We start from the raw sequence: 12874 nt of genomic DNA, 5'->3' as shown, positions 1-12874 counted from the left end.
ACAATCTATTGAGCGCGGGTTTTATGTTGCTGGACAATCGCCTTGGCGAGTTGCCTTGCTTCCTTGGACTTTGGACTACTTAGAACTTCTTTAGGGTCAACACGCACTGTACCTCGCCCTACAATTCGCACAGATTTATAGCGCTTATCCTTATCAGGCAATTCAAATTGTCTAACAAGTGTTGCCATCGTTTTTTTAACCCAGCTTTCCTTAGTTGATACTTTACAGCACACTTACACTTCTTAATGTAGCGAAATATATTGTTTTCTTCAAGGTTTATGTAATTCTTACATACCCGCGTGGGGCGGTTTCGCTGAGGCAAAAGCCTCAGCGAATATTCAATTAAAGCTCGCTCAAGCGATCCGCTGCTTCGTTGAGTTTGGCAAGTTTAACCTCTGCCTCTGCCAACTTTTCGCGCTCACCAGCGACGACATGTTCCGGGGCGCTAGAGACGAACTTCTCGTTTGAAAGTTTCTTGTTAAGACCCGTCATGTAGCCGGTCAGTTTGCTGATTTCTTTTTGAAGGCGGGCTTTTTCAGCATCCAGATCCATGGCACCTGCAAGCGCAAGCGCAACTGACGCGCCGTCATGAACAAACTGCAAAGATCCTTTTGGAAGGTCTGCATCCACATCACGGCTTTCAAGGCGCGCAAGGCGTGAGATCACATCCCAATGGCGATCAAGGCGCGCTTTATGCTCATCTGATCCTTCGTTGAAGATCATTGGAATTTTAGCGCCCGCAGGAACGTTCATTTCACTACGCACACCGCGGATACCAGAAATCAATTCCTGCACCCAGATCATTTCCGCATCTGCGGCCGCATCAACAGCATTTTCCGGGTATACAGGCCAATCAGAAACAACAAGATCAGCCGCCCGCGAGGCACCAACATTGCCCCAAAGCTCTTCGGTGACAAATGGCATAAACGGGTGCAGGATTTTCAGGATCTGGTCCAGAACCCAAGCGGCCGTAGAACGTGTCTCCGCCTTTACGGCTTCGTCTTCACCCTGGAACGGAATTTTCGCAAATTCCAGATACCAGTCACAGAACACATTCCATGTGAAGGAATAAATGGCGTTGGAAGCATCGTTGAAACGATAGCCATCACGCGCGCCTTCCAAAGCTTCACGAACTGCCGCTTCACATTTGGCCACCTCACCAACGATCCAACGGTTTATCGGATCCTTGGTTGCAAATGGATCAAACCCCTCAGCAACCGCACATTCGTTCATTTCGCAGAAACGGGCTGCATTCCAAAGCTTGGTCGTAAAGTTGCGGTAGCCCTCAACACGTTGTTCAGACAGACGAACGTCACGGCCTTGCGCCGCACTGGCACTTAGGAAGAAACGCAGCGCATCTGCACCATATTTGTCAACCAGATCAAGCGGATCAACCACATTGCCTTTGGATTTGGACATCTTCGCACCATGTTCGTCACGAACAAGCGCGTGGATATAAACCGTATGGAATGGGGGCTCATCATCCATGAAATGGAGGCCCATCATCATCATTCGGGCGACCCAGAAGAAAATGATGTCAAAACCAGTGATCAACACATCGGTCTGATAATATTTTTCAAGCTCCGGTGTTTTATCTGGCCAACCGAGTGTAGAAAACGGCCAAAGCGCGGAGGAGAACCATGTATCCAGAACATCTTCGTCACGTGTCAGGTCTACATCTTTACCAAAATGGGCTTTGGCCGCAGCCAGCGCTTCTTCTTCTGTTTCTTCAACAAAGATTGTGCCATCTTCCGCAAACCAGGCAGGAATACGATGCCCCCACCAAAGTTGACGGGAAATACACCATGGCTGAATATTGCGCATCCAGTCGTAATAGGTGTTTGTCCATTTGGCTGGAACAAATTTTGTACGTCCGCTCTCAACGGCGCGGATAGCAGGTTGCGCCAAAGTGGCCGCATCTGCAAACCACTGATCCGTCAGAAACGGTTCGATGACAACACCGGAACGGTCACCATAGGGCACCATATGGGTGTGATCTTCGATCTTCTCCAGAAGGCCGAGGCTTTCAATTTCCGCAACAATGGCTTTACGCGCTTCAAAACGTTCCATCCCGCGGTATTTTTCGGGAACGTCATCGTTGAGGCAGGCGTTAACATCCATGATATTGATCACTTCAAGGCCAGCACGCTTACCAACCTCAAAGTCATTAAAATCATGAGCCGGCGTGATTTTAACGGCACCAGAGCCTTGCTCGGGATCAGCATATTCATCGGCCACGATCGGGATCAAACGGCCAACAATGGGCAGAACAACGTTCTTGCCGATAAGATCCTTATAGCGTTCATCATCGGGATGAACCGCCACACCGGTATCACCCAGCATTGTTTCAGGGCGGGTTGTTGCAACTGTGATGTAACGACCTTCTTCACCCTCAATCGGGTAGTTGAAGTGCCACATGTGGCTGTTAACTTCTTTTTGCTCTACTTCCAGATCAGAGATCGCGGTGTGGAATTTCGGATCCCAGTTGACCAAGCGTTTATCACGATAAATCAGACCATCTTTGTAAAGCTGAACAAAAACTTTCCGAACAGCCTTAGACAGGCCTTCATCCATGGTAAAGCGTTCACGATCCCAGTCACATGATGCACCGAGGCGGTGTAGCTGACCGATGATAGATCCACCGGATTTTTCTTTCCATTCCCAGATCTTTTCAATGAATTTTTCACGGCCAAGGTCATGACGTGTAATGCCCTGCTCCGCCAATTGGCGCTCCACCACCATCTGAGTTGCGATACCCGCGTGGTCAGTGCCTGGCTGCCAAAGCACATCCTTGCCACGCATACGTTCAAAACGGACCAGAATATCCTGCAAAGTGTTATTGAGCGCATGGCCCATATGTAGGTTGCCTGTCACATTGGGCGGCGGGATGACTATTGTAAAAGCATCTTCGCTGTCATTACGTCCAGCGGCAAAAGCGCCCTGCTCCATCCAGCGGGCGTACAGTTTTCCTTCGACATCCTGTGGTCGATAAGATTTATCCAGCATTGGCTGAATCCTTCTTCACTTCAAATCAATATAGAAAAAGAGATGGACCGCCTAAGCGGTCCAGTAAAATTGTTTTCGGCTCACGGTGGGTAGGACTTAAACTTCTTTATCGTCCGCCCGGTCCGCGAGCTTGCTCACCTCGCGCTCCACTATGCGCTGAACAATACTGGCAAGATGCTCATCCAACCAGTCTTTAAGCATCGGCCTCAAAAGCTCTTTTACCAACTCTTCCAATGTTGCATGGGAGTTCCCCATCGGCATTCCTCGAGAAGCTGACACTGCTCCAGCAAGATTTGCAAAAGAGCTTGTAGCGGCGGCAACAGTTTGTTGTTCCAGCAAACTATCCAAAGAAGGCTCTTCCGCTTCCATCGGTTCTGGCTCGAAAACTGGCTCTGGTTCGGGTTCAGGCAATGGAACCGGTTCAAACTCTTCGATCTCTGGCTCTGGCTCTGGTTCGGGTTCTGGCTCTGGCTCTGGCTCTGGCTCTGGCTCTGGAGACAGCTCCATTTCCTCTTCCAGAACGATTTCATCTTCTTCCAGTTCAAGAACGTCTTCTTCTAGCGCTTCTTCGGTAAGCTCCAGTACGTCCTCTTCTGGCTCTGGTTCGGGATCCGGTTCTGCTTCAGCCATCGGTTCGGGCTCGGCTTCCGGTTCAGGAGCATCCTCTACAGCTTCTTCTGCTGGAGTTTCTTCTTCCTCTCCATCTTCGGAAATAATCCGGCGAATAGACGCCAGAATTTCCTCCATGGTCGGTTCTTGCTCGGTTTTTGTATCACTCATTGTCTAAATCACCACCGGAAATGGAAGTACAATCGGTAAAACTTACCGAAGAATGACACAAAATGCCAGTCCGGAACACAAAATAAAGACTAACGAAGAAACAATAAGTTAATTCAAGCCACCGTCAGTCCCGACCCATTTATTGCGAACCCGATTGTAGTTCACTTGTGGATCATAGTACTCGACTTCCAGTTGCTGAGCTTCGGCACTCAAGGAACCTATCGCTGCAAGTACATCATACATGGCAACCATAAGGTTACGACGAGCGGTCACAAGGTTCACCTGACTGTTAAGAAGCTCTTGTTCGGCATCCAATACATCCAATGTTGTACGAGATCCAACCTGTGCTTCCTGTGTCACACCTTCCAGCGCGATACGGTTTGCACGCACCTGTTCTTCGGTTGAAGTGATCTGCGCACGCGCGGCTTCCAGTTGCTCCCATGAGCGAGCAACTGCTTCACGAACCTGCCGGATAGCAGCTTCAATTTCAATTTTACGCTGGCTGTTAATCTGGCGTGCCTGACGAACGCTACTATAGACAGAACCTGACTGATAAAGCGGCACTGTCAGTGTTGCAGAAATGGATCCAGCCTCACCCCACTGGTTTTCGCTGGATTGATCATCAGAATGGGAAACACTGCCATTTAATGTCAAGGTAGGCAATAGACGACCAGATGTCTGACGAATTGTGTGTTTTGAGCTTTCTTCCTGGAACTGCGCGGCTTTAATGTCCGGGTGATTACCCTTACCCAGTTCAAAAGCTGCATCTACTGACTCTGGAAACTCAGCGGGCAAAGGCGGATACTTAACATTACCCGGCTTCTGACCCACAATACGTTCGTAATTGGCTTCGCTGACCTTCAAGTTACCAATGGCCTGAACCAATTCAGATTTGGCACCGGCAAGGCGAGCTTCGGCCTGTGCAACGTCAGTTCTGGTAATCTCCCCCACATCAAAACGATCCTTTGCCGCCTCAAGCTGACGTTCCAGAACAACAACGTTATTTTGATTGAGTTCCACAACCGCTTTGTCCCGCACTACATTCATGTAGGCAGATACTGCTGATTGCAGAATACTCTGTTCCGTTGAATCCAACGAGGCGCGCGCTGCTTTCACATTTGCTTCGGCAGCTTTTGTTCCTGCTTCCGTCTGCCCACCCGTGTAAAGCGGCTGTGTAACAGAAAGGGCCAGAGATGATGGATTGTAGGTTCGTGCGCTGTTGGAGCCCGCTGTAGATGCGTTTTTGTTATACTCGGTCCCAGCCTCACCAACGACTGTTACAGTTGGACGCCATCCAGAGAGTGCCTGTGCCACGCCTTCGTCAACGCTTCTGACATTGGCGCGCTGTGCTGAAAGGGTTGGATTGGAATTGTAGGTAAGCGCCAAGGCTTCTTTCAAAGTCTCCGCGTGAGCCGCAGTAACAGGCAGAAGCACCGCCAGGATAGAAGTTACGCTTAAGATTTGTTTCTTCATTTTGACGCCCTTAAATTCCAGCCAGCGAGAGCTGACCCCCAATTTCTTCACCTAGCCTGAACAAGCAAACCAAGATGACAAACACCTACTCTGTAATAGACGGGTGTGAAAGCACCCTGGCACAATTATCTGACGCAACTGTGACGGTGGTCATAGTTTCCGATTAGAAACTGAAACCCGCCGCTTTCTTCATTTCGTTCAGTTCAGGTACAATCGCGTCGAACAACGCCTTCTTAAAGACAGTACCGTTTTCTTTCACGTAAAGTGTCGCAACACCAGGATTGTGCCCCATGACACACACAAGACGGCCCCCCTCTTGAAGCTGTGCAAAAAGAGCCTCAGGAACTTCATCAACAGCACCGTTAATGTGGATCACATTATAAGGTCCCTGCTTTTCATTTCCGGCGGTAAGGTCTGCCTGAATAACGGCAACATTATCAGCTTCGATGGAAGTTAGTATTTCTGATGCTTTTTCAACAAGCGCTTCATCACTTTCAACAGCGACAACGGCTTGCGCAAGCCTGCCAAGAACAGCGGAAGTGTAACCCGTGCCACAGGCCACATCCAGAACAACATCTGTATCTTTGACCGCAGCGGCTTGAAGTACACGGGCAAACACGCGCGGCTCAATCAAGTAACGACCTGCGGCAACTTCCAGATCCTCATCCATATAGGCAACGCCCTGAAGATTTTCTGGAACAAATATTTCCCGGGGAACCGTATCCATCGCATCGGCGACACTGTCGCTTGTGACATTGTTTGGACGAAGTTGAGTGAGCACCATGTTACGTCGTGCTGCTTCAAAATTTTCAGTCATTTATAGGGTTCCCGTATTTCTGCCTGAAAAGCCTAATATAAATAATTCATTCCACGCACTGTGGTTTGCCGCGTTTATACTTAAAAAAGCAGCGAATGCGCAAGAAAGAAGCGCATAAAAACCAAAGGCTTTTATACGCTATCTGAAAATCGTTGTATTTTCGTCAACGACTGCGAAATCAGAGATGTGCTCTCACATCACCTACTACTCGCACTCTGGCCCGGATGGCGTGCCCAGGCAGATAGGCAATTGGAATATCTTCCATTTCCACCACCTTTAGGGAGTTTTCGTCAGCTCCCGCCGCGACAGCCCGCTCACGTGCCTGCTCTTCTGCCCTGTTTAATACGTCAGATCGTGACAATCCTTGATAGACCTGATCGGTTTCACCACTGATTTGAGCGAGCGCCGCCCCCACTGCATTTGCAACTTCCGCATGAGGGACTTGCAACACTTCCCTTACGCCACTCAGTTTTTTAGGAATTAGAGGGGCACCGCCCCCGACAGCAATGAGTGAGACATCTTTTGCTTCGGTTTTCATCCGGTCAACAGTTAATGCGATTTTCTTTTCAATGTACTGAAGGGCCTGTTGTACAAGTTCATTGTCTATTTGAGTGAGTTTTCGGGTATCCCCCACCTCCATCAATCTCGCCTTTACCGCAATGTCAGTCAATGTGAGAACATCTCCACCAAAGACGAGGGCATCTTCCGTTATGCGATATCCAACACTGTCAGGTCCAACAGTTAAAGGAGCGGTGCGAACCCGTGTCCCTCCCCCTAAGCCGATTGACAGGATATCTGGCATTCGGAACAAGGTTCGCACCCCACCGATCGTGACAACGTTATTTGCTTCACGCGGGAAACCATTAATCAAACATCCGACATCCGTTGTTGTTCCCCCGACATCACAAATAATCGTGTCACTGATTTTCGAAAGAAATGCCGCGCCACGCATACTGTTGGTTGCCCCAGATGCGAAACAATATACGGGGAACTGCCTGGCCAGCTTTGCGTCTGCAACAGATCCGTCATTTAAGCTGATGTAAAGCGGCGCGCTCACCCCTGACGCAAGAAGCGCATTTTCAAACGCTTGAGTTGCGTCAAGAGCAAGGTCCAAGAGCGCCGCATTCAAAATTGTCGCGTTTTCTCTTTCCAATAGCCCAATGCGTCCCAACGTATGGGAGCATGTCACCTTAATTTCTGGATTTATGTCATGAATGATGGAGCGTACCCTCTCCTCACACTCTCCGCTCAATGGTGAAAATGCAGCAGATACCGCAACCGATCTGATACCTTGATCATTTATCTTATGAACAACTTCCTGAATTTCCTTGTCTTGCATGGGTGCAATTGGACGGCCGTCATATTCATGACCTCCATGAACAAGGTATCGTCCTCCATTCACCTCATTGGCGATGTCCTTTGGCCAATCTACAAATGGTGGAAGACTGGCCGATGCAGGTAGACATACCCGTATTGCAGCCACTTTATTCAACCTGCGCCGTTCAACAACTGCGTTCAGAAAGTGAGTTGTTCCAATGGTGACGGAAGAAATTTGTTCCAGCGCCCCCCCCAAACTGACTTTCAATTTCGCCAAGGCGTCAAGCACGCCTGAAATGACATCCGCAGTTGTCGGTGTTTTTACACCTGCCACAACATCGGAGCCTTCAATCAGGACCGCATCCGTATTGGTTCCACCAACATCAATACCAATTCGTCGCATGTATCACCCCTCAAATACTGAATGAAATTCAAAGTCAAAACCAAATGCCCGAGGCCCCACAAGTTCAAGTCCTCGCTCAGTTGTGAACACATCGGGTGCAGGCAATGCCACCACTGTAACGCGCTGCCCGTAGCGAAGGTTTTCGGTTGCTATACCGTCCCCCGTCTGGCTATCCACCACACAAATTAAATCTGGTGTCATGACGATGGGCTGCCCCCCTCTTGATCCAACAGAAAACTCATTTTGAAAATCCAGAGTAAACTCATCCCCCTGATCTTCATCCAACCCAGAAATAACGGCCTTTCCCCTTAAGAACCCTTCTGTGGTACGTCTTTCAATATCAACTATTTTTCCGGTAAAAATTCTCAGGCCATCGCACTGGTCGATAACAGCTTGAACGGGATCCTCGTGGGCAGACCGCGCCCGTAAAATCGCACGTCCCAGATCCATTGCCTTTGTCGCCGTGTGCAATACCGCGCAGTTCTTTATCTCATTTCCAGTACGCGGTGCCTTGCATGTTGGTGCTGTGGATCCTAGTTCAGTCACTATTTTGCGACTTATACGCTCCATCCATTTCCAGTCTTCTGCCTGTTGTACAACGATTTTGTTTTCCCTGATATCGGCCATCGCAAGTGGTGCGCAGCTCAAATTATGAACAGAGAAACTGGTCATTTGGGCTTCTGGATAAGCACGCCCCATTGCATCAGCATCCAGTGCCGGAATTCCTTTAATCGCAGCGATCATCAAAGGCAGAACTCCATTTCCGCCTCCAATTTCTATTGGCATAACCGCGTCAAACTTGCGACCGAGATATTCTTCCTGAATTTCCAAGGGACGTAACGACATCCATGGATTGGCAAGTCGTTCTTGACCAACAATCGGTGCGCCTTGCGTGGAGACAACAGCAACCAAAGCGTCGTCATCCAGCGTCAACGGATCCATCAATGTTGCCTGATATCCCTGTCGATACAATTCCTTCATATTCAAAAGATTGATGTAGGGAGACCCCCCACCCCCGGTCCCCAGGATCCAGGCACCCAAAGAAAGCGCCTCTACATCCTCGATGGATAACTCTCGAACATTGCCAACATGACTTTGCATTTCAATTCCTCAATCGACTGAAATTTGTTGCTGAAATTGAGATTATGAAATGCCGGCCCGTGACAGAATACGTATACCCACTTAATCTTAATGAACGCTTCTCTTGTGATAAAATTCAACCTATACTTGACAAAAAGATTAATGAGCTTCGGTTAAGAATGACGCGTCAGGTAACAATTATTACTGCTGGGCAAAGCCCCCGCACCTCCATGAGCAGGGAAATCGCCTCTCTCTTACCAGAGACAGTGCATATTCAGGAAATTGGAGCTCTAGACGGTTTAACCGATCTGGAAATCATGGAGTTGGAACCGGGAAGCAGTGAGGTTGGCATTGCAACCATCTTAGAAAACAGAAGAAATATTGTTATTTCTGAAAGTTGGCTTCGCCACAGGATTCTGGAACTTTGCCACAACAAGGGAAAGTCGGCAGATGATATCACAGTGATCGCTTCAACTGGTGTCTTTGATCTGGGAACAACCGGGGAATATGTTCTTCATGCCCAAAATGTCTTAGATCAATTTATGGACGCGATGATTCAGGCGGGCCTAAGAATAGGTAAAATCTACCCTTTGATGGGGCAGATTGAAGTACGAAAAAGTCAAAACCTGAAAGTCGAAGGAGCCTTTGCCCCATCTGGCAGCAAAGAACTCATTGAAAAAGCCTGCCGTCATCTCAAAGATAGGGATATTGTCATCCTGACATCCCTTGGATATACGGCGCAAGATCTGGAACATGCAAGATCCATATGCGCTTGTCCGGTCATTCATGCCAGAAGAATTGTCGCCGGAGGTTTAGAGCGAAAATATGCACAATCGCAAGCGACATCCCCCGCAGAACGATTGCTGGAGGGAAGTGCGCTCAAGAAAAGGCTAATGGATTTAACAGACCGTGAGCGGGAAGTCTTCGATCTGGTTGTTGATGGGCTTGCAAACAAAGAAATAGCGCGCCATCTGGGCATCAGCCATAGAACCGTTGAAATCCACCGCTCTCGAATGCTTGGAAAAATGGGGGTCAGTTCAAGTAGCGACCTTATGCGTATGATACTACATAACGCCTCTCACACAAATAGAAGCTAATCCGCGCCGGACATAGCAACAGGCATTTTGGGTATCGCGCCCCCTTCGTATAGATGACACTTCACTACATGTCCGTCTGCTATATCTTGGTTTTCCGGTAGGATTTTGCCACATACCCCATCAATCGCCTGCTGACAACGCGAGTTGAACGCACATCCGGGTGGTGGTGACAAGGGACTTGGAATATCCCCCACCAGAGGATGACTTCTCCTTGGCTGTCCCGCCTCAGGAAGCGGAACAGCCTCCAATAGCGCCTGAGTATATGGGTGACGTGGATTGTTGAAGATCTCTTCTGTAGATCCTTGCTCTACAATTTGTCCCAAATACATGACGGCGACCTGGCTACACATATATCGAACGACCGCCAAGTTATGAGAAATGAAAAGATAGGTAAGTTGTCGATCTTTTTGCAGCTTCTTCAAAAATTCCAGTATCTGCGCCTGAACCGATACATCCAATGCGGACGTTGGCTCATCCAATACAAGAAGTTCTGGATTGAGAGCAATAGCGCGTGCGATGCAAACGCGTTGTTTCTGCCCCCCTGACAATTCATGAGGATAACGATACAGGAACTGCTTCTGGAGGCCCACAATCTCCAAAAGTTCACCCACCTTTTCTCTCAGTTCAGCTCCCCTCACCTTCGTATGCAGAATGAGTGGCTCCGCAACAGATCGCATAATCGTCATTCGTGGATTAAGTGCTGAGTGAGGATCTTGAAAGATCATCTGTGCTTTTTTGCGAAGCTGCTTTTCCTGCTTTGAGTTGATGGTGGTGATATCTTCACCATCCAGATAAAAATTTCCGCCACTTGAATGATTGAGATGTAAAAGCGTTCTTCCCACCGTGGATTTTCCGGACCCGCTCTCGCCGACTATACCCATTGCCTCACCACGCCCAACAGAAAGGGTAACACCGTTCACAGCCATCAGAGTTGCTTTATTGCGACCACTCCCGACGGGAAAACCAACTTTTAAATTTTTAATATCAAGCATGTTCCATAACCTCCTGATATTTATGACAAAGTATTTGGCGTCCATCGTCACGGGTCGTAATAAGTTTTGGTGCAGTATTACAAATCCCCATCGCCTCCGAACAACGATCCATAAATCGGCATCCGATGGGTGGCGTTAGTAGATTGGGTAAAAAACCTGGAATACCTTCCAAGGCTTCAGGAAGTTTGCCGGGATGCGGAATGGAATGAAGAAGCCCTTTTGTATAGGGGTGTTTTGGTTTACAAAAAATGTCGTCAACAGTCCCGTATTCCACAACCTGTCCCGCATACATAACAGCCACCGTATCGCATATCTTGGCAACGACACCCAAATCATGGGTAATGAGAATGACCGACAGACCCAGTTCATCCACCAACTCAGCGATGAGATCCAATATCTGAGCCTGAATTGTCACGTCCAACGCAGTCGTCGGCTCATCAGCGATCAACAACTTCGGTTGCCCGGATAATGCCATCGCAATCAACACCCTTTGACGCATTCCTCCTGATAGTTCATGAGGATAACGCTTCACCTGTTGGTCTGGATTGGGCAGATGCACTTTCTCCAGCATGTTGATTGCATGTTGCAGTGCCTGTTTTCGAGACTTTCTTCTCTCTTTGGGAAGATGTCGCTGGTGCGCCAAAATGACATCGACCATCTGCGTCCCAATTGTAAAAACTGGATTTAGATAGGTCATGGGGTCCTGAAAGATCATGGCGATCTCAGAGCCACGTATTCTTTGCATCTCTTCCGTTGTCACTTTCAGAAGGTCCTGACCCTCATACAGGATTTCACCCGAAATCACCTCAGCAGGGGGAGTAGGCAGCAACCTCAATATATTTCGAACTGTCACGGACTTCCCGCAACCTGTCTCCCCGACAATCCCCAGAGACTCCCCACGTTTGACGTTTAAGTTCACACCGTCAAGCGCATGGTAAACCCCATCGAATGTGTTGAAATTCAAACGGTAATTTTGAATTCTCAAAATATCATCAGTCATTATTCACGCCCCTGTGGATCAAGGATATCCCGAAGGCCGTCCCCTAAAAGATTGAAGCCCAAAACTGTGAAGTAAATGGCAAGTCCGGGAAACATGGAATACCACCACCAATCAGGAAGATAATTTCGACCAATACTGATCATGGCACCCCATTCAGGATAAGGAGGTTGCGCACCCAACCCGAGGAACCCCAGACTTGCAGCACCCAGGATTGCCATTCCCATATCCATACTGGATTTAACGATAATGGGAGACAGGCAATTAGGCAGAATATGTATAAAGACAATCCGGAGTTTACTGGCCCCTAGACTTCTCGCGGCATCCACATAAATCGAACTTTTTAGCGATAGGGTTTTTGCTTGAATAAGCCGCACGTATCCCGGCCACCAGACAAGAGAAAGGGCAAGCATCGCATTAAAAATCCCGGGTCCTAACACCCCGGCAATGGCAATGGCAAGGATAAGGCCTGGAATAGAGAGGAACACATCCGTGACACGCATAATCGCCTCATCAACCCAGCCTCCCATATATCCGGCAATGATCCCAAGAGGCACACCTATGAGCATGGCGATACCCGTCACAATCACACCAATCTGTAGCGACACGCGGGCACCAATGATAACCCGGGTGAAAACATCATTCCCCACTTCATCCGTTCCAAACCAGTGATCCGCGTTTGGTGGTAATAGTTTTTTAGAAAGGTTCACCGCCCCTTCTGCATCTTCTGGATACGGGACAAAAGACGGACCAAAAATTACCGTCAGCATGAAAATACTGATAATGCCAAGACCCAACATCGCAGAACCGTTATTGGCAAATGTCCGCGCATAAAGGCGTGCGGTTCGAATTTTGCTGGCATGTCGAACACGCCAGCCAACCTGAGTGAGATCGTCAGTCAAATCAACCATA

The 12874-nt window shown here is 48.6% G+C and carries 11 protein-coding genes; 1 reads left to right on the top strand and 10 read right to left on the bottom strand.

Translation table 11 applies throughout. The annotated features are described in order from the left end of the window. Positions 1–5: 5 nt before the first annotated feature. From GUA87_RS09615 to GUA87_RS09585, 7 genes are all read right to left on the bottom strand, one after another. A complete protein-coding gene (locus GUA87_RS09615; RefSeq protein ID WP_193716339.1) occupies positions 6–188 on the bottom strand; it encodes a hypothetical protein in 183 nt (60 codons plus the stop codon). Between the two features lie 154 nt (positions 189–342). Continuing rightward, entirely contained in the window at positions 343–3006 is a 2664-nt protein-coding gene (locus tag GUA87_RS09610) for a valine--tRNA ligase (protein ID WP_193716338.1), read from the bottom strand. 96 nt (positions 3007–3102) lie between these two features. After that, complete coding sequence (locus GUA87_RS09605) at positions 3103–3786, bottom strand: DUF2497 domain-containing protein (RefSeq protein ID WP_193716337.1); 684 nt, start codon at positions 3784–3786, stop codon at positions 3103–3105. Positions 3787–3894: 108 nt separating this feature from the next. Then, positions 3895–5259 carry a TolC family outer membrane protein gene (locus tag GUA87_RS09600; RefSeq protein WP_193716336.1) on the bottom strand — a complete coding sequence of 455 codons (1365 nt, stop codon included), beginning with the start codon at positions 5257–5259 and terminating at the stop codon, positions 3895–3897. Positions 5260–5422: 163 nt separating this feature from the next. After that, positions 5423–6076, bottom strand: a complete 654-nt coding sequence (locus GUA87_RS09595) for a protein-L-isoaspartate O-methyltransferase family protein (RefSeq protein ID WP_193716335.1) — start codon at positions 6074–6076, stop codon at positions 5423–5425. 178 nt (positions 6077–6254) lie between these two features. Beyond that, positions 6255–7796 carry a hydantoinase/oxoprolinase N-terminal domain-containing protein gene (locus tag GUA87_RS09590; RefSeq protein ID WP_193716334.1) on the bottom strand — a complete coding sequence of 514 codons (1542 nt, stop codon included), beginning with the start codon at positions 7794–7796 and terminating at the stop codon, positions 6255–6257. Between the two features lie 3 nt (positions 7797–7799). Next, positions 7800–8897, bottom strand: coding sequence for a DUF917 domain-containing protein (locus GUA87_RS09585; RefSeq protein WP_193716333.1), 1098 nt, complete (start codon positions 8895–8897; stop codon positions 7800–7802). 158 nt (positions 8898–9055) lie between these two features. Here GUA87_RS09585 and GUA87_RS17955 point away from each other — a divergent pair, with 158 nt between their 5' ends. Further along, positions 9056–9973 carry an AroM family protein gene (locus tag GUA87_RS17955; protein ID WP_227711822.1) on the top strand — a complete coding sequence of 306 codons (918 nt, stop codon included), beginning with the start codon at positions 9056–9058 and terminating at the stop codon, positions 9971–9973. Here the strand turns inward: GUA87_RS17955 and GUA87_RS09575 are convergent. The 3 genes from GUA87_RS09575 to nikC are packed head-to-tail and all read right to left on the bottom strand — an operon-like array spanning position 9970 to position 12873. Beyond that, the gene (locus GUA87_RS09575) at positions 9970–10965 is read right to left on the bottom strand and encodes an ABC transporter ATP-binding protein (RefSeq protein ID WP_193716332.1); all 996 of its coding nucleotides are present in this window, start codon (positions 10963–10965) and stop codon (positions 9970–9972) included. The genes GUA87_RS17955 and GUA87_RS09575 overlap by 4 nt on opposite strands. Then, a complete protein-coding gene (locus GUA87_RS09570) occupies positions 10958–11965 on the bottom strand; it encodes an ABC transporter ATP-binding protein (RefSeq protein WP_193716331.1) in 1008 nt (335 codons plus the stop codon). The genes GUA87_RS09575 and GUA87_RS09570 overlap by 8 nt, the downstream gene beginning before the upstream one ends. Then, positions 11965–12873 carry a nickel transporter permease gene (gene nikC / locus GUA87_RS09565; protein ID WP_193716330.1) on the bottom strand — a complete coding sequence of 303 codons (909 nt, stop codon included), beginning with the start codon at positions 12871–12873 and terminating at the stop codon, positions 11965–11967. The genes GUA87_RS09570 and nikC overlap by 1 nt, the downstream gene beginning before the upstream one ends. Position 12874: the final 1 nt, after the last annotated feature.

The sequence above is a fragment of the Sneathiella sp. P13V-1 genome, assembly GCF_015143595.1.
Lineage (GTDB): Bacteria > Pseudomonadota > Alphaproteobacteria > Sneathiellales > Sneathiellaceae > Sneathiella.
The sequence above is the reverse complement of the archived record's forward strand: the minus strand, read 5'-3'. Positions and strand labels throughout refer to the sequence as shown.

Coding starts and splice junctions, on each gene's coding strand:
- GUA87_RS09585 (WP_193716333.1), bottom strand. CDS start 8,897: ATGCAAAGTCATGTTGGCAATGTTCGAGAGTTATCCATCGAGGATGTA.
- GUA87_RS09615 (WP_193716339.1), bottom strand. CDS start 188: ATGGCAACACTTGTTAGACAATTTGAATTGCCTGATAAGGATAAGCGC.
- GUA87_RS09595 (WP_193716335.1), bottom strand. CDS start 6,076: ATGACTGAAAATTTTGAAGCAGCACGACGTAACATGGTGCTCACTCAA.
- nikC (WP_193716330.1), bottom strand. CDS start 12,873: ATGGTTGATTTGACTGACGATCTCACTCAGGTTGGCTGGCGTGTTCGA.
- GUA87_RS09605 (WP_193716337.1), bottom strand. CDS start 3,786: ATGAGTGATACAAAAACCGAGCAAGAACCGACCATGGAGGAAATTCTG.
- GUA87_RS09590 (WP_193716334.1), bottom strand. CDS start 7,796: ATGCGACGAATTGGTATTGATGTTGGTGGAACCAATACGGATGCGGTC.
- GUA87_RS09610 (WP_193716338.1), bottom strand. CDS start 3,006: ATGCTGGATAAATCTTATCGACCACAGGATGTCGAAGGAAAACTGTAC.
- GUA87_RS09600 (WP_193716336.1), bottom strand. CDS start 5,259: ATGAAGAAACAAATCTTAAGCGTAACTTCTATCCTGGCGGTGCTTCTG.
- GUA87_RS09570 (WP_193716331.1), bottom strand. CDS start 11,965: ATGACTGATGATATTTTGAGAATTCAAAATTACCGTTTGAATTTCAAC.
- GUA87_RS09575 (WP_193716332.1), bottom strand. CDS start 10,965: ATGCTTGATATTAAAAATTTAAAAGTTGGTTTTCCCGTCGGGAGTGGT.
- GUA87_RS17955 (WP_227711822.1), top strand. CDS start 9,056: ATGACGCGTCAGGTAACAATTATTACTGCTGGGCAAAGCCCCCGCACC.